This is a genomic window from Agarivorans sp. Alg241-V36 (assembly GCF_900537085.1).
GTDB lineage: Bacteria > Pseudomonadota > Gammaproteobacteria > Enterobacterales > Celerinatantimonadaceae > Agarivorans.
Genome location: NZ_UNRE01000011.1, coordinates 85150 through 101038, shown reverse-complemented (window position 1 = coordinate 101038; position 15889 = coordinate 85150). Strand labels below are relative to the sequence as shown.

At 43.3% G+C, this 15889-nt stretch carries 14 protein-coding genes; 3 read left to right on the top strand and 11 right to left on the bottom strand.

Going from position 1 to position 15889, the window contains the following annotated elements:
* Nucleotides 1–11: 11 nt before the first annotated feature.
* The 7 genes from G6R11_RS20635 to bioB form a co-directional block, all read right to left on the bottom strand.
* The gene (locus G6R11_RS20635) at nucleotides 12–2474 is read right to left on the bottom strand and encodes a bifunctional diguanylate cyclase/phosphodiesterase (RefSeq protein WP_163135018.1); all 2463 of its coding nucleotides are present in this window, start codon (nucleotides 2472–2474) and stop codon (nucleotides 12–14) included.
* A gap of 16 nt (nucleotides 2475–2490) precedes the next feature.
* Nucleotides 2491–3468, bottom strand: a complete 978-nt coding sequence (locus tag G6R11_RS20630; protein ID WP_255494637.1) for an ABC transporter substrate-binding protein — start codon at nucleotides 3466–3468, stop codon at nucleotides 2491–2493.
* 208 nt (nucleotides 3469–3676) lie between these two features.
* The gene (htpX, locus tag G6R11_RS20625; RefSeq protein WP_163135014.1) at nucleotides 3677–4549 is read right to left on the bottom strand and encodes a protease HtpX; all 873 of its coding nucleotides are present in this window, start codon (nucleotides 4547–4549) and stop codon (nucleotides 3677–3679) included.
* Between the two features lie 90 nt (nucleotides 4550–4639).
* Nucleotides 4640–5329 (bottom strand): dethiobiotin synthase, encoded by a 690-nt coding sequence (bioD, locus tag G6R11_RS20620; protein WP_205472986.1) that lies wholly within the window; start codon nucleotides 5327–5329, stop codon nucleotides 4640–4642.
* Nucleotides 5322–6098 (bottom strand): malonyl-ACP O-methyltransferase BioC, encoded by a 777-nt coding sequence (bioC, locus tag G6R11_RS20615; RefSeq protein WP_163135010.1) that lies wholly within the window; start codon nucleotides 6096–6098, stop codon nucleotides 5322–5324. Before bioC ends, bioD begins: the two co-directional genes overlap by 8 nt.
* On the bottom strand, nucleotides 6085–7260 hold the full coding sequence (gene bioF, locus G6R11_RS20610) for an 8-amino-7-oxononanoate synthase (protein WP_163135008.1): 1176 nt from the start codon (nucleotides 7258–7260) through the stop codon (nucleotides 6085–6087). The genes bioC and bioF overlap by 14 nt, the downstream gene beginning before the upstream one ends.
* Nucleotides 7261–8313 (bottom strand): biotin synthase BioB, encoded by a 1053-nt coding sequence (bioB, locus tag G6R11_RS20605; protein ID WP_163135006.1) that lies wholly within the window; start codon nucleotides 8311–8313, stop codon nucleotides 7261–7263. It abuts the gene before it with no gap.
* A 97-nt stretch (nucleotides 8314–8410) separates the two neighbouring features.
* Between bioB and bioA the strand changes: the two genes are divergently transcribed.
* A complete protein-coding gene (bioA, locus tag G6R11_RS20600) occupies nucleotides 8411–9682 on the top strand; it encodes an adenosylmethionine--8-amino-7-oxononanoate transaminase (RefSeq protein WP_163135004.1) in 1272 nt (423 codons plus the stop codon).
* On the opposite strand, the gene G6R11_RS20595 is transcribed toward bioA, so the two are convergent.
* Complete coding sequence (locus G6R11_RS20595; protein ID WP_163135002.1) at nucleotides 9672–10043, bottom strand: hypothetical protein; 372 nt, start codon at nucleotides 10041–10043, stop codon at nucleotides 9672–9674. The two genes, bioA and G6R11_RS20595, sit on opposite strands and share 11 nt — an antisense overlap.
* A 154-nt stretch (nucleotides 10044–10197) precedes the next feature.
* On the opposite strand from G6R11_RS20595, the gene asnS reads away from it, so the two are divergent.
* Nucleotides 10198–11598, top strand: a complete 1401-nt coding sequence (gene asnS, locus G6R11_RS20590; RefSeq protein ID WP_163135000.1) for an asparagine--tRNA ligase — start codon at nucleotides 10198–10200, stop codon at nucleotides 11596–11598.
* Between the two features lie 191 nt (nucleotides 11599–11789).
* Nucleotides 11790–12470 carry a DUF3334 family protein gene (locus tag G6R11_RS20585; RefSeq protein ID WP_163134998.1) on the top strand — a complete coding sequence of 227 codons (681 nt, stop codon included), beginning with the start codon at nucleotides 11790–11792 and terminating at the stop codon, nucleotides 12468–12470.
* Here G6R11_RS20585 and G6R11_RS20580 read toward each other — a convergent pair.
* The 3 genes from G6R11_RS20580 to G6R11_RS20570 all read right to left on the bottom strand — a co-directional run bounded on the left by G6R11_RS20580 (nucleotide 12467) and on the right by G6R11_RS20570 (nucleotide 15859).
* Nucleotides 12467–13081 carry a DsbA family protein gene (locus G6R11_RS20580; RefSeq protein WP_163134996.1) on the bottom strand — a complete coding sequence of 205 codons (615 nt, stop codon included), beginning with the start codon at nucleotides 13079–13081 and terminating at the stop codon, nucleotides 12467–12469. The genes G6R11_RS20585 and G6R11_RS20580 overlap by 4 nt on opposite strands.
* 6 nt (nucleotides 13082–13087) lie before the next feature.
* Nucleotides 13088–13627 (bottom strand): NAD(P)H nitroreductase, encoded by a 540-nt coding sequence (locus G6R11_RS20575; RefSeq protein ID WP_163134994.1) that lies wholly within the window; start codon nucleotides 13625–13627, stop codon nucleotides 13088–13090.
* Between the two features lie 210 nt (nucleotides 13628–13837).
* Nucleotides 13838–15859 (bottom strand): FAD-dependent oxidoreductase, encoded by a 2022-nt coding sequence (locus tag G6R11_RS20570; RefSeq protein WP_163134992.1) that lies wholly within the window; start codon nucleotides 15857–15859, stop codon nucleotides 13838–13840.
* Nucleotides 15860–15889 lie beyond the last annotated feature (30 nt).

Below are 15889 nucleotides of genomic sequence, written 5' to 3'. Positions count from 1 at the left end.
AACGTCATTGGTCAGGCTGTCTCAGCCTGACCAATGAACAAACGTTCTTCAAAGATTTCAGGCTCTAGCGCTTCACTAAAATAGAAGCCTTGATACACAGTACAACGACGGTATTTCAAAAACTCTAATTGGTATTCTGTCTCTACACCTTCAGCAATAACTTCTAAATCTAAGTTCTCTGCCATAGAGATAATGGTGGTAATAATTGCACATTCGCTACCACCACTTTGTAATTCGCTCACAAAAGACTTATCAATCTTCAAACAGTTAATCGGTAACTTGTTTAAGTAAGCCAGCGATGAATAACCTGTACCGAAATCATCTACTGAGAAGCGAACACCGATGTCCCTTAAGGCTTGGATTTTTTCCACAGTATCTTGAACGTTATCTACCAACACGCCTTCGGTAATCTCTAACTCAATAAGTTTAGGGTCACAGCCCGCTTCTTGAATGGTAGCCAAGGTCTCTTGGACAAAGGAATCGCGGTGGAACTGGTTAGGGCTTACGTTAATCGACAAAGTTTTAAAGTTTTCTGGTAAGCCGCGCTCTTCCCAAGTTTTTAAGGTCTCGCAGGCACTTCGCATTACCCATTGACCAATTGTAAGGATTAAACCTGTTTCTTCTGCTAAAGGAATAAAGCGACCAGGTGAAATCCAACCAAGTTTAGTATCAAACCAACGCAATAGGGTTTCGGCTCCAACCATCTCAAAGTTATCGTTATAACGAGGTTGGAAGTACGCCACCATATCTTCGTTTTCGAGCGCTTCTCTCATCATCTTGGTTAGTTGGTGACGCTCTTGGATCTCATCGGCCATTTGGTCAGAGAAAACATGAACACTTGAGCGTTCATTATCTTTACCGTGGTAAAGCGCGATATCAGCTTGGCGTAAAATCTCAGTGGCATTGTTATCGTGATTAGGAAACAGCGCAACACCGGTGGTGAGGTTCAAAGATATCTGATTACCCTTGATCACAAACTCTTTGTGAATAACACGGCCTAAATGCTCAGCCATATTAGCGGCAAGTTGCTTAGCTTCTTCACGGTCGCTAGATAGATTAGGCACTAACAGAGCAAACTCGTCACCACCAAGACGGGCAACAGTTTCGGCACTAGTTCGTCCCTCTCTAAGACGGTGAGCAATTAATCGCAGCAGTAAGTCACCCGCGGCATGACCAAGCATATCGTTAACATTTTTAAAGTGGTCAATATCGAGATAGATAAGCGCGCCAATTTTATTAGACTTGCGCCCTCTTTCAATTTCTAGATCTAAGTTCTCAAGCAGCTTTCTACGATTAGACAAACGTGTAATGTCGTCATGAGAAGACTGAAAACGCACTAACTCTTGAGCAGAACGAACTTCCGATATATTTGTCTGGGTGCTAATCACTCGAGAAGGCAAACCACGCTCGCTGCGCTCCACTACCATGCCACGAGACAATACCCACAGGTAGTGGCCGTCTTTATGCTTAACACGGTGCATCGACTCGTACACTTTATTTTTCTTTTTAAGATGCTTACGCAATTCATTGAGGGTTTTGTCTAAGTCTTCAGGATGGATCCTAGACTCCCACTCTTCAATCTTTTCACCTATTTCGCTATCTTTATAACCCAGCATGGCTTTCCATTGCGGCGAGTAATACACAGAGTTGGTTATTAGGTTCCAATCCCAAATACCATCTCCAGAGCCACTTAAGGCAAACTGCCAACGCTGCTCACTACGCTGCAGTTGAGCAAAACTACTATGAATGCCACTGGCCATCTTACCAATGGCATGCTCTAAGGCTCCAATCTCGCCTTGGCTTTTTGCCACAATATTGGCGTTGCGATGAGTTTGAATTTGCTTAGTACGCCCCGCTAGCTTGTTGATTGGCGCTACTAAAAGCCGGTTAAGCATTAATACCAGCAATAACATAGCCACCGACATATAAATGAAGGTTTTTATCGCTTCATCAATAATCATTTGGCGCTTAACTAGCCAAGTATTTTGCAGGTTATAACTAACAAATATTGCACCTTGCTCAGCTCTGCGCAGGCTGTCTTCTCTCGGTCCCATATCTAAAGGAAGATAAAGGTTCACTTGCCAATGCTCTGGTAAAACTTGAGATACTGGAGAGCGTTTGGTTTTAACCTGGTTAAATAACTCGGTATTGAAGTAGTTGGCGTTATCAGCAGCAAACAAACTCTTTTCTGCGCGTTTGTTAGATATTTGGACCAAGCCCTGAGGATCGATAACTTGCAGTGAATCTAGTTGTTGATTTAAAGCCACTAAGGTTAGTTGGCGTTCCGCTATATCCCATTGATGACGAGACAAGCTGTCGGAAAGGCTTTGTTGTAATTGATAGCCAATATGCAACAAACGTTGGCTAGCATGTTCTGCCATCTTAGTGCGTTGCTCATGCAGCGTGCCTAACAACAATAAACTCTGAGCAATAACTAATAATACCAAGGCTAAAATAGGTATTACTACACTCAATGAAATCCGCTTAAACCTATACACCGTTTAACTCCAATAACCACTCGCTGGTAAAACGTCGCGACAAATCAGGAGCCCGGTGGATCAATTCCAACTCAGCCATACGTTGCGCTTTTTCTTGCGCAAGTCCTAAAATAAAATTACCAGAGAAAAGTGCAATGCTCTGCTGAGCATTAAGCATTTGAATATTTCCATACGCTTGACGAACCTCTTTACTGTAGAGTTGGGTTCGTTTAGCAATTAATTTGTAACCTTCTCGCGAATGCTCTTCTAACCAAGTGTTTGCTTTATAAAAGTTTTTCAATAATTGCGAAATGCTATTTCGCTTTTTTTGCAGCACTTCAGTTCTGACCACCATCACTCGGTAATAAGGCTGGCCTTGCGCAGCACTTTTATACAATACGTTGGCAGATAAGTTATCTACCAAACGGCTTTGAATTGGACCCGAGGTCATCACCGCGCTAATTTCGCCTTTACGAAATAGCGCTAGTTGCTCATCCAGTTTGGCTTCGACTAGAACAAAATCATCTGCATTAACCTTGGTATCTTGTAGCCAATCGTCCATCACCAGCGAGGCTACCGATAGGCTCTCGTAGCCAATACGCTCGCCCTTTAATTGTTCAATACTGTTGATGTCTTGACGTGTAACCAAAGCATCGCCGCCAACACTGCGGTCAATTACTGCGACAACCGTTAGATCAACTCGCTCTGCTAATAAACTGATTGTTTCGGTAAGACTAAGGAAACCAGCATCCACTTGACCACTTTTAAGTGCATGCATTACATGGCTGGGGGTAGTGAGCTCATTAACGGTGTAAGTATTCGAGCCTTCGAAGGAAAGCTGCTTAGACAGGAATATAGGTTCAAAGCCCAACCAAGGAGACACAGCTACACGAAGAGCTTGAGTTTGGCTTTGGCATGCAAGTAAGAAACTACTTAAAAGAAACAGTAACCCAATCTTACTTAGTTTGATTGATAAAAAGGTAAATTTCATATCCCTGATAGTTCTTAACTCTTCCTGAGTATACAACTAAAACTAGCTAACCATTCTGCTTGTGCCGGGCGCAAAAGGAAAGCAAACAGTTTAAAAAATTAAGAGGATATTACAAACTTAAAAGTTTACGCTCAAAAATTAAGCGCAAGATCAAAAAAGTGCCGACGAAACGGCACTTTTATTAAAGTTTTTGGTCTATTTGCCGAGCTTAACGCGCTCGCAAGGCGGCAATGCGCTTTTCAAGAGGTGGGTGGCTTAAAAACAGCTCGCTCATGGCGCGCTTACCGTTAATGCCAAAGGCCATCATAGAGCCCTCCATTTCTGGCTCCCTACTTCCACTTAAACGTTGCAGAGCATTAATCATCTTGTCTTTGCCCACTAGCTTGGCAGAACCTTCATCTGCTCGGTATTCGCGCTGACGCGAAAACCACATGACGATAATACTCGCAAGAATGCCAAATACCATTTCTAGCACAAACACGGTAGCTATATAAGCAAAGGTGCCCATACCTTGACCGTTTTCGTTATTGTTGCTCATTGCTGAACTAATAACGTTTGCAATAATGCGAGCAAGGAACATTACAAAGGTATTCACTACACCCTGAATTAAGGTAAGAGTAACCATGTCGCCATTGGCAATATGACTAACTTCATGGGCGAGTACCGCTTCCACTTCATCACGGCTCATGCTATCCAACAGTCCGGTACTTACCGCGACTAAGGCGTCATCTCGCTTAGCTCCAGTAGCAAAAGCATTCATATCTGGGGCATTGTAAATGGCAACCTCGGGCATACCAATGCCCGCTGCTTTAGCTTGTCGAGCAACAGTATCAACTAGCCAAGCTTCGGTTTGGTTTCTTGGAGTAGTAATAACTTGAGCGCCGGTAGATCGTTTTGCCATCCATTTGGAAATAAGCAAAGAAATGATAGAGCCACCGAAGCCGAATATGGCACAGAATATCAATAAACCGCCCATGCTTTGGGTTGAAATTCCCAGAGCAGAGAACACTATGTTCATCACTATGCCAAGCACCAAAACTACCGCTAAGTTAGTGCCCAAAAACAACAATATACGTTTCATCGTCTTCCTCAATTATGATGGAATAACCCAACTACCTTAATATATGGGGTATAGCTCACAAATTTCAATGGCTTGAACCTGGCGAAGGTTTTAGATTTTGCTGATTAGCGCATCAAGTTCAAAACATTCAGCCGCCAAATCCGCATCAAGGCTGGTGTTATAGGGAAGTTCAGCAATACAAGGCGCTTCAATGGCAGCTTGCAAATAGCGGATATTCAGTTTTGATATATCTGAAGTTTCATTTAAATTATTAGCAACCCAAGCCACCAACTTACAACCACTGGCTTTTATAGCTTCAACTGTAAGCAAGGCATGGTTAAGACATCCCAACTTAACGCCAACAACTAATACGACTGGAATTTGTTGTTCTGCAACCCAGTTAGACATCATCAATCCACTATCATTAAGAGGAACATGCCACCCCCCTGCTCCTTCAACAACAACGAAGTCAGATTTACTGGAGAGGTTTTGTAAGCCACTGGTCATTAGCTCAGTATTAACAGGCGTGTTTTCTATATTTGCAGCTATGTGGGGGGCAATGGCATGTTTTAACATGACGGGATTAACGTCTGAATAGCTAAGTTCACTGGAATTTACACCCATCAGCGCGAAGGCGTCTTCATTGCCTTCACCTAAAGCAAAAATTTCTGTTCCTGCTGCTATTGGTTTATATCCATTAACGATAGAAAATTTGCCTTGCAAGGCTTTCACCAAGCCACAACTCACTACTGTTTTACCCACTTCGGTATCTGTACCGGTGACAAAAATGGACTTAAGCATTGATTAATACTCCGTAGCTCACCTTATATGTTGCACTAATGCAGTTGTTTTTATCTGCCGAACTGTATTTAGCCTTGTAGTTTTTAGCCATGGTTTTAAGTTGACTGCGATTTGTGGCCTTAGGTTCACCGCCAACTACATAATTAGCGCCAATTCCTTTTAAGTCAGCTAACAACAGAAAGGCATGCTCATACCAAAGTGTTCGTTTTTCCTGATAAAACTCGGTATCGGCAAAACCCGCATTATTGGCAGCTTCTTCAATCTCTGCATTGGTAAGAAATCGATTTACATGACGATGCTTGTCTACATCTGCCCAGGCATCTTCTAGCTCAAATAAAGTGCCTTGATTAAGGGTAGAAAATAACAAAATGCCATTAGGCTTAAGCACGCGTTTAATTTCCCTCAAGGCTATAGTAAGGTCGTTACACCATTGTAAAGCCAAGCTTGAATAGACCAAGTCAACGCTGCTATCTGCTAGTGCTAGCTGCTCTGCATCACTCACCATTGCAGCAAATGGTTTGGCAGAATGCTTAGCTTTGTTTGCCATAGCTAAAGACAGGTCTAAAGCAATTACCTTATCCACTTGAGCTTTTAGGGCTGTAGCAAAGTATCCAGTTCCACAGCCCAAATCGACAGCCAACGAATAGTCTTGAGCTGGCAAGTAGCTCAGCAGTTGGTGGCCGATGTTGCGTTGTAGTTCGGCGTAGTCATTATATGAGTCAGCAGCTTTGGAAAAATGACGAGCAACCTGCTGTTTATCGATGATCATAGTTATCTTTGTTTACTTCAGAAATGGCTTTTATAAGACCAACAATATCTTGTTCTTGATGATGGCTACTTAAGGTAACCCGCAACCGAGCAGTGTTCGCTGGTACCGTTGGTGGCCGAATACCCGATACCCAAAAGCCCTTGTTTTGCAGGGATTGAGCCATTAGCAAGGCTTTTTCAGCCTGACCAACAATTATCGGTTGTATAGCTGTATTAGAATCAGTGAGCGCTATACCGTTTTCCTTAGCTAAGCCTTTAAACAACGTTATATTACTTACTAGCTTTTGTTGTAGTTCAGGCTCTCTTTGCAGCACCTTAATAGATTCTGTGATAGCGCAAGCTTGTGCAGCCGGCATTGCAGTGGAGTAAACATAGCTTTTATCAAAGTTAATAAGGTAGTCTTTAAGCTCTTGGTCACACAGAATGGCTGCACCGGAAACCCCCAAAGCTTTGCCAAAGGTTATCATCTGGATCTGCACATCATCGGGACTAAGGCCTTGGTGATTTAACGAACCAGCGCCTTGTTCTCCTAAACACCCCACTCCGTGGGCGTCATCTACCATTAACCACGACTTGTGTTGTTTACATAGATCGCTGATAGCCTTTAATGGCGCTTGATCACCGTCCATGCTAAATACACCTTCGGTGATCACCAAGCAGTTAGCTCTATTTTGGCTAGCTAACTTTTTAGCCAGTTGCGGCACAGAGTTATGCTTAAAACGCATGAAGCTGGCATCACACAACACGCCTGCTTCCATTAAAGATGCATGATTAAGTTTATCTTGGATTAATACATCATTTTTGGAGAGCAAAGCCTTGACCACGCTTTGGTTAGCGGAGAAACCGCTATTAAACAACAAAGCCCCTTCTCGCCCCTGCCAATCACATAGCGTTTCTTCAAGCTCATAATGGGCTTGTTGAAATCCAGTAACCAGTGGCGAACCACCACTTCCCACACCGTAACGCTCAGCACCTTTTTTCCAGGCTTCAATTACTTTGGCATGGTGAGATAAACCAAGGTAATCGTTACTTGAAAAATTAACAAAGCGTTGCTCTTCAATGTCAATCAAACGACCTTGAGCGCTCGATTGGCAACGCCTCTGACGAAACAACTGCTGTTGCTTGCGTTGCTCTACTTGTTCTTTAACAAATTCAAAGGCCATTTATGAAGCGTCATAAAACTGAGATGGGCTATTCTTCTGCTGTTGTTTAACTAAGGTTTTGTAGAGGTCTTCTTCTTGTTCTTCAGTGCCATTTTTAAGCGCTGCTGGCTCTGGGCGGATCCCGAGCTTTTTAAACAACTGCATGTCTTGGTTTTCATCAGGGTTAGGCGTTGTTAAGAGCTTACATCCATAAAATATAGAGTTTGCACCCGCCATAAAACAAAGCGCTTGAACTTGTTCATTCATTTCTTCACGACCAGCAGATAGACGCACGTGAGAGCGCGGCATCATGATTCGAGCTACCGCAATACATCGAATGAACTCAAACTGATCCATATCATCAACACCTTCTAGTAAAGTGCCCTTCACTTTAACTAGCATGTTAATCGGCACACTTTCAGGGTGACGTGGAAGATTAGCCAGTTGAACCAACAAGCCACTTCTATCTGTTGCGGTTTCACCCATGCCCATAATACCGCCAGAGCACACCTTCATACCTGCTGAGCGCACGTTATCTAAGGTGTCTAAGCGTTGGTCGTAAGTACGTGTAGTAATAATTTCTTGGTAATACTCGCGCGAGGTATCAAGGTTATGGTTGTAATAATCTAAACCGGCAACTGCCAGTTCTTCGGCTTGCTGCTTCTCAAGCATGCCCAAAGTCATACAGGTTTCCATACCCATTTCTTTAACGCCTTCGACCATCTTAACCAAGTACGGCATATCGCGTTGTTTAGGGTTTTTCCAAGCCGCTCCCATACAAAAACGGGTTGAGCCATTAGCCTTAGCTTTTTTAGCTTCAGTTAGCACGTGTTCAACTTCTAACAAACGCTCTGTTTTAAGGTCGGTTTTATGGTGAGCACTTTGCGGGCAATACTTACAATCCTCTGGACAGGCACCAGTTTTAATCGACAACAAGGTGGAAACCTGTACTTGATTCGGGTCAAAATTAGCGCGATGAGCGCATTGAGCCTGAAACAACAAATCGTTAAACGGTAAAGCAAACAAATCGTTTACTTCCTGTACGGTCCAATCGTGGCGGAGTGCTTGAGTCATTTGTGAAGCTTTCTTTAGAAATAATAATCCGCTAGTCTAGCGACAGTTAAGCCGCTGTCAACTTCAAAAAACCCAACACTTTACTAACGGTTAATAAATGAGCATAGATTTAGATTACGACCAGCAACACCTATGGCATCCCTATACCTCGTCTGTTAATCCCTTGCCCTGCTATCCAGTTGCTGCTGCAGAAGGCTGCGAAATCGTCCTAGAAAATGGTGAACGTTTGGTAGACGGCATGGCCTCTTGGTGGGCGTGTATTCACGGCTATGGTGTTAAAGAGCTTGATGATGCGGCCCACCAACAACTATCCAATATGTCACATGTGATGTTTGGAGGGTTGACTCATCAACCTGCAGTAGAGCTCGCAAAGAAGTTAGTTGATTTAACACCCCACAATTTGCAGCAAGTATTTATTAGTGACTCCGGCTCGGTAGCGGTAGAAGTGGCACTCAAAATGGCCCTGCAGTACTGGCATGCCAAAGGTGAAAAACGCGCCAAGTTTGCCACGGTGAGAAATGGTTACCATGGTGATACCTTTGGTGCTATGTCAGTGTGTGATCCTAATGGAGGAATGCATCAGCTCTACCAAGGGTTCTTACCAGAGCATCTATTTTGCGATGCACCGCAAACTCGATTTGAGCAAAGCTGGGATCCGCAAGATATCAAACCAATGCAACAATTGCTGGAAAAGCACCACCAATCAATTGCCGCTGTTATTATTGAGCCCGTCGTTCAAGGCGCGGGTGGAATGCGTATCTATCACCCAGAGTATTTGAAGCAGCTTCGACAGCTGTGTGACAAATATCAGCTTCTATTAATTGCTGATGAGATTGCCACTGGATTCGGCCGCACCGGGAAGTTGTTTGCCTGTGAGCATGCTCAAATAGAACCTGACATCTTGTGCTTAGGTAAAGGCCTAACTGGTGGCTATATGAGCCTAGCAGCTACCTTAACCAGCAAGTCGATAGCAGATACCATTTGTAGCGGAGAGGCTGGCGTATTTATGCATGGACCTACTTTTATGGGCAATCCATTGGCCTGCTCAGTAGCTAACGCCAGTATAGATTTGCTGATTGCTTCAGATTGGCAAACTAAGGTACTGAGCATAGAACAGTCACTCAAGGCCCAGCTTGAGGCATGCTTGGCGTTAGATGCCGTCGCCGACGTTAGAGTGTTAGGTGCAATAGGCGTTGTTGAAACTAAAAAAGCAGTAAATTTAGCCGATATTCAAGCAAAGTTTGTTGAGTTAGGAGTATGGATAAGACCCTTTGGTAAATTGGTATACATCATGCCGCCCTACACCATCTCCGATAAACAATTACAAAAGCTAACTAGCGCCATTCATACCGTTCTGTCTAAGCACTAAATAATTTAAGGTAATAGAATAACAAAATCGCTATCACAATCGCTGCTAACAGACCCATGTTCATCTTGAAATAGTCTGTTTTGCGGCGAGAACGGCTCCAATTAACAAAAATCCCCGCTAAAGTAATGCCGCAACAAGCCCAGAGCAGTAATACAAATACTTGTCTTAAGTCTTCAATCCAGTGATCTCGATAACCTTGGCCATCGCTTGTTTGAAAAGCACTATAAGCAATTTCCGGCCTTGCGTAGTGATAAACCACCAAAGAACAAATAAACATGGTCCACGCTAACAGGGAAATAATCACAAACAAGCGTTGTAAACCGTCTGGCCCTTTTCTACGTTCTTTTCTGTTTTGCCGCATTTACTCACTCACCTTTATTCCAACTCGCGTATTTCCTTAACATAAGTTATCGATTTCCCGAGTTTTATCAATTTTTACTTGAGTCTTTAGCCCTAAGAAGTAACATTGGTCACCTTACAATATTAGCACTATCAAATCGGAGCAGTTTTTTGCTATGACGCATTCCTCAGTGACAGACGTAATGAACGGTAAGTTCAGCGTTGGTCAACAAGTAACTATTAAGGGTTGGATCCGCACTCGTCGCGATTCAAAAGCAGGTCTTTCTTTCTTAGCCATTCATGACGGTTCATGTTTCGACGCCGTTCAAGCCGTGGCACCTAATACCCTAGCCAATTATGAGAATGATATCGTTAAGCTAACTGCCGGTTGTTCGGTTGTAGTCACTGGTGAAGTTGTAGAATCACCAGGTAAAGGCCAATCATTTGAAATTCAAGCAACCCAGGTTGAAGTTGTTGGTTGGGTCGAAAACCCAGACAGCTACCCAATGTCGGCAAAACGCCACAGCATTGAGTATTTACGTGAACACGCCCACCTACGTCCTCGTACCAATGTAATTGGCGCGGTTACTCGTGTGCGCAACTGTTTATCTCAAGCAATTCACCGTTTTTACCATGAACAAGGTTATGTTTGGGTAAGCACGCCAATTATCACGGGCAGCGACACCGAAGGCGCTGGCGAAATGTTCCGTGTATCAACCTTAGACATGAATAACTTGCCGCTTGGTGACAAAGGTGAAATAGATTACCAGCAAGATTTCTTCGGTAAAGAAACATTCTTGACCGTTTCTGGCCAGCTAAATGCTGAAACCTACGCCTGTGCATTGTCTAAAGTCTATACTTTTGGCCCAACCTTCCGTGCTGAAAACTCTAATACGAGTCGCCACTTAGCCGAGTTTTGGATGGTAGAACCAGAAGTTGCCTTTGCTGATTTAGAAGACGTAGCAAAATTAGCTGAAGACATGCTTAAGTATGTATTCAAAGCGGTTCTTGATGAGCGCATGGATGACATGAATTTCTTCGCTCAACGCATTAACAAGGAAGCGATTAGTCGTTTAGAAAGCTTTGTTAGCGCAGATTTCGCTCAGGTTGATTACACCGATGCCATTCAAATTTTAAAAGATAGCGGCAAACAGTTTGAGTACGACGTTGAATGGGGCATTGATATGTCTTCAGAGCACGAGCGTTACTTAGCTGAAGAGCACTTTAAAGCGCCAGTAGTTGTTAAAAACTACCCTAAAGATATTAAAGCGTTTTACATGCGCCAAAATGAAGACGGAAAAACCGTTGCAGCGATGGATGTGCTTGCACCAGGTATTGGTGAAATTATTGGCGGTAGCCAGCGTGAAGAGCGTTTAGACGTGCTTGATGCTCGGTTGTTAGAGCTAGACCTAGATAAAGATGATTACTCTTGGTATCGCGACCTACGCCGCTACGGCACAGTGCCCCACTCTGGCTTTGGTTTAGGGTTTGAGCGTTTAGTCTCTTACGTGACCGGCATGACGAACATTCGCGACGTAATACCGTTCCCTCGCGCACCTAAAAACGCTGAATACTAATAGTTAGTGTTTTATTGAATAGTTGAAAGAAGCCTCAATTTTGTTGAGGCTTTTTTATTTCTAGATCACCCTCACAATCAAACTCTTTGTCGCATATACCATAGCAATCAAAGCTATACAGCACTGTATTCCTCATCCATACTTAAACCCATGACTACGGCATTGCCGCAAAGAAGTTAAAAAGGATTTACATGAAAAAATTAAAAGTTGTTACCACCGAAGACGTATTGCTTACTTTGTGTAATTCAGTAACAAACGTATTAAGTAAAGCAACCGCCAGTGATATTAAATACTCCGCCATGGTGCAAAAGATAAACAAAACCTGCTTAAAGCCCGACATTGGCTGTTTTGTACTGTTTGATGGTGGCTTCTCGGGTTTAGTGGTGATTAACTTTACAGCAGATGCGGCAATGGAAATATACCGCAATTACATGCTACACATGGGCATTCCAGAGTCAGAACTCGCTCAGCAACATACCGCCGACGAAGTGGGTAATGTTATGGGTGAATTAATGAATCAGATGGTGGGTTACTTTACTGGTGTGGTAGGTAAAGAGTTACAAACCTCGCTCACTCAAAATCAACCCAAAATGTTAGCCTTAAACAAACAAGTATTAATCTCAATTGATACTAACTTGGACCGCCCTCAAGCGAGACGAGTTACCTTCACCACAGCCAAGAACAACATCTTCTACCTTGAGCTAGCCATGGACAAAACTGAGTTTATTAAACTTCATGAGTTTGAAACAGAAGACGATGTTGATCCAGATGATCTTATTGAGCAAGCCGCTTCACAGAAGAAAGCAGAGCAAGAGCCTAAAGACGTTGCGCAAACCATTGATCAAGATTTACTTGACGAGCTAGGTATCTAAGCCAGTAACTGATGAATATGCTCAAGGCTAACTTGGGCATTTTTATAATCTAAAGCTACCGAATGATAGTGACCATCCTTCTTTAAGACTAAAGATGGGAAACCTTGGATGGGCATACTTCGAGAAAACTGAATTTCATTTAATAAATCAGCATTGAGTTTCGCACTGCCAATGTCTGCCTTAAATTTTTCTAGATCTAAATCTAAGTCCTCAGCCAAGCCGGACAACACAGACAAATTTGAAGGATTTTTCGCCTCCAAATAATAGGCCTGTTGAATAGCAACTATCATCGCTTTCTCAGCACGCTGCTGTTTCGCTGCAAGAACTGCTCGATTAGCTGGATAAGTAGAGCGCCTCGGCTGGTTAATTTGCCAAAAATCAAAATTGAACTGTGTACCTAACATTGAGGCTATCTTCTGCCAATTATGTTGAATAAATGCCTGCATTTCTTCAGGCATTTCAATATCAGAATCAGCGGCTAGGCCACCCAAAAGATAAACTAGCGATATATGGCTAGGCAGCAAACGTTCTAGTGTCTCTAAGGTAGGTTTGTAACCCCAACACCATGCACACATTGGATCATGAACGTAATATAAACGCGCTGCCGTCATAATGCCTCACAACCAACTTACATAATCTTTAAATGGAAGTTCGCGAGTTTTTGATACTTTGGTTTGCGGGCTACCCAGATACAAATAACCAACAATTGACTCATGTTCAGCTAAGCCTAATTCATGATTTACAATCGAGCTGTAAGCCATAGGGCCAGTACGCCAAATACCGTTATATCCTTGGGCGTAAGCCGCCATTTGCATCGCATGAACCGCGCAACCAGCTGATAACACCTGTTCAATTTCGGGTACTTTAGAGTGAGTTTTAGGTGAAGCTACAACTATGGTGATTAAGGGCGCGCGAAACGGCATGGTTTTAGCTTTTTCAGCATCACCTTCTTCTGCTAAGGCCGCTTGTTCAAAAATTCCGGCTAGTTTTGATAAGCCTTCACCACTAACATGAATAAATCGCCAAGGGCTTAGACCTCCATGGTCGGGTGCTCTAAGTCCGGCATTCCATATGGTTTCTAACTCAGCACCTTCAGGTGCGGGTGCGGCTAAACGTGCGCACGAGTGACGATTTAGTAATAAATCTAAGGCTTTCATTGTTTTCCTTAACCACGTAAATATAGCGCCATTGTGCGCCATTTGTGTTAAAAGTAAAGCAGTGTAATCGTAGGTTTAGGTGCTTTTGAAATGGTTTTAGAGCGGCATCAACATTTAAGCAAAATACGTCAGAAACAACTAAAACAACTGCAAGACTGGGTTAAACAAAACCCAAAACAAACAGCTGCTTTAGTTCAGCAATGGCTTAGACTAAATAAGCGCGGCTAGTTCAGCCCCTTGGCGAATAGCGCGTTTAGCGTCTAACTCGGCAGCAACATCTGCGCCGCCTATAAGGTGAGAGTTTACCCCAAGGGCTGTTAGATCATCATGCAATACTCTTAGCGGCTCTTGACCAGCACACACCACTACGTGGTCTACCTCAAGAACTGAATCCTTGCCGTTTACCGAAATATGTAAGCCTTGATCATCAACCTTTTTGTACTCAACACCAGCAAGCATTTCAACTTGGTTTTTCTTCAAGGTTTCTCGATGGATCCAACCGGTAGTTTTACCTAGATTTTTACCCACTTTACTAGCCTTACGTTGGCACAAATAAACTTTGCGCATCGCTGGATGATTATTGTGCTCTTTTAGTCCGCCAGCTTCTGCCATGCTGCTATCAATGCCCCAATTGTCCAGCCATCGGCCTACGTTGGTTGATAACGAAGGCTTCTGCTCTACCAAATACTCAGCCACGTCAAAACCAATTCCGCCAGCGCCAATAATAGCGACTTTACCCCCAACTTCTTTATGATCTCTTAATACATCTAAGTAGTTATAAACTTTGCTATGCTCAATTCCTTCGATAGGTGGAGTTCGCGGAGAAATCCCCGTAGCAATCACAACTTCATCCACATCTAAAGCAGCTAACGTGGGAGCATCTACTTTGGTTTCTAATTTAACGCTAATGCCTAACTGTTTTATCCGATTAGAGAAGTATCGTAGCGTTTCGTAAAACTCTTCCTTGCCCGGTATTTGTTTTGCGTAGTTAAACTGCCCGCCTATTTGTGAGCCTTGATCATAAATAGTGACCTTATGTCCTCGCTCTGCTGCATAACAAGAAAATGCTAATCCTGCTGGTCCCGCACCAACTACCGCAATAGTCTTGCTTGCGGCTTTTTTATCAAAAGTAAGCTCTGTTTCGTAACAAGCTTGTGGGTTAACTAAACAACTAGCTCGCTGCTGTTTAAATACATGATCTAAACAGGCTTGGTTACATCCAATACAAGTATTGATAAGCGCGGCTTGGTTATTTTTAGCCTTTTCTACAAACATTGGGTCAGCCAATAAGGGTCTTGCCATAGACACCATATCTGCTTGCCCAGAACGTAAGATGTTTTCGGCCACATCCGGTGTGTTGATTCGGTTAACCGCTACCATAGGGATGCTAACGTGTTGTTTGATTTTTTCTGTCACCCAGGCAAATGCAGCCCGTGGAACGCTGGTAGCAATGGTAGGCACCCTAGCTTCATGCCAGCCAATACCGGTGTTGAGAATTGTAACGCCAGCTTTCTCTAGCGCTTTTGCCAAGGTAACCACTTCTTCGTACGTACTGCCTTTCTCTACCAAATCTAGCATTGATAAACGAAACACAATGATGAAATCTTCACCAACCAAGGCGCGAGTTTTCTTAACAATTTCGAGCGGCAGTTTAATTCGGTTTTGATAACTACCACCCCAAGCATCTGTTCTTTGGTTGGTTCTTGCACAAATAAATTGGTTAATTAAATAGCCTTCAGAGCCCATAATCTCTACGCCGTCATAACCGGCGCGTTTCGCCAACTTTGCACTGTTAGCAAAATCCTTGATGGTGTTTTTGATTTGCCTCTCGCTCATCGCCTTGGGCTTAAATGGCGAAATGGGCGCTTTTATTTTACTGGCGCTTACATTAAACGGATGGTAACCGTAGCGTCCCGCATGCAATATTTGTAGAGCAATTTTCCCACCCTCTTTATGCACCGCATCGGTAATGGTTCGATGTTTTTTGACTTGCCAAGGAAAACTTAATTGGCAACCGTTTGGTGCTAAACGGCCTCTAAAGTTTGGCGCAATGCCGCCAGTAACTATTAAGCCAACCCCACCTTTTGCTCTTAAGGCATAAAATGCAGCCAGCTTTTCAAAACCACCCTTCTCTTCTTCTAAACCAGTATGCATTGACCCCATTAATACCCGGCTTTGTAATTGAGTAAAACCGAGATCTAATGGCGCTAATAAATGTGGGTACTTGGTCATCTGTGTAACCTCAATCCATGGTTGATGTTA

What these genes read in the sequence shown, in the direction of transcription:
- G6R11_RS20630 (WP_255494637.1), bottom strand. Translation starts at nt 3,468, where the DNA reads ATGAAATTTACCTTTTTATCAATCAAACTAAGTAAGATTGGGTTACTG.
- htpX (WP_163135014.1), bottom strand. Translation starts at nt 4,549, where the DNA reads ATGAAACGTATATTGTTGTTTTTGGGCACTAACTTAGCGGTAGTTTTG.
- bioD (WP_205472986.1), bottom strand. Translation starts at nt 5,329, where the DNA reads ATGCTTAAGTCCATTTTTGTCACCGGTACAGATACCGAAGTGGGTAAA.
- bioC (WP_163135010.1), bottom strand. Translation starts at nt 6,098, where the DNA reads ATGATCATCGATAAACAGCAGGTTGCTCGTCATTTTTCCAAAGCTGCT.
- bioF (WP_163135008.1), bottom strand. Translation starts at nt 7,260, where the DNA reads ATGGCCTTTGAATTTGTTAAAGAACAAGTAGAGCAACGCAAGCAACAG.
- bioB (WP_163135006.1), bottom strand. Translation starts at nt 8,313, where the DNA reads ATGACTCAAGCACTCCGCCACGATTGGACCGTACAGGAAGTAAACGAT.
- bioA (WP_163135004.1), top strand. Translation starts at nt 8,411, where the DNA reads ATGAGCATAGATTTAGATTACGACCAGCAACACCTATGGCATCCCTAT.
- G6R11_RS20595 (WP_163135002.1), bottom strand. Translation starts at nt 10,043, where the DNA reads ATGCGGCAAAACAGAAAAGAACGTAGAAAAGGGCCAGACGGTTTACAA.
- asnS (WP_163135000.1), top strand. Translation starts at nt 10,198, where the DNA reads ATGACGCATTCCTCAGTGACAGACGTAATGAACGGTAAGTTCAGCGTT.
- G6R11_RS20585 (WP_163134998.1), top strand. Translation starts at nt 11,790, where the DNA reads ATGAAAAAATTAAAAGTTGTTACCACCGAAGACGTATTGCTTACTTTG.
- G6R11_RS20580 (WP_163134996.1), bottom strand. Translation starts at nt 13,081, where the DNA reads ATGACGGCAGCGCGTTTATATTACGTTCATGATCCAATGTGTGCATGG.
- G6R11_RS20575 (WP_163134994.1), bottom strand. Translation starts at nt 13,627, where the DNA reads ATGAAAGCCTTAGATTTATTACTAAATCGTCACTCGTGCGCACGTTTA.
- G6R11_RS20570 (WP_163134992.1), bottom strand. Translation starts at nt 15,859, where the DNA reads ATGACCAAGTACCCACATTTATTAGCGCCATTAGATCTCGGTTTTACT.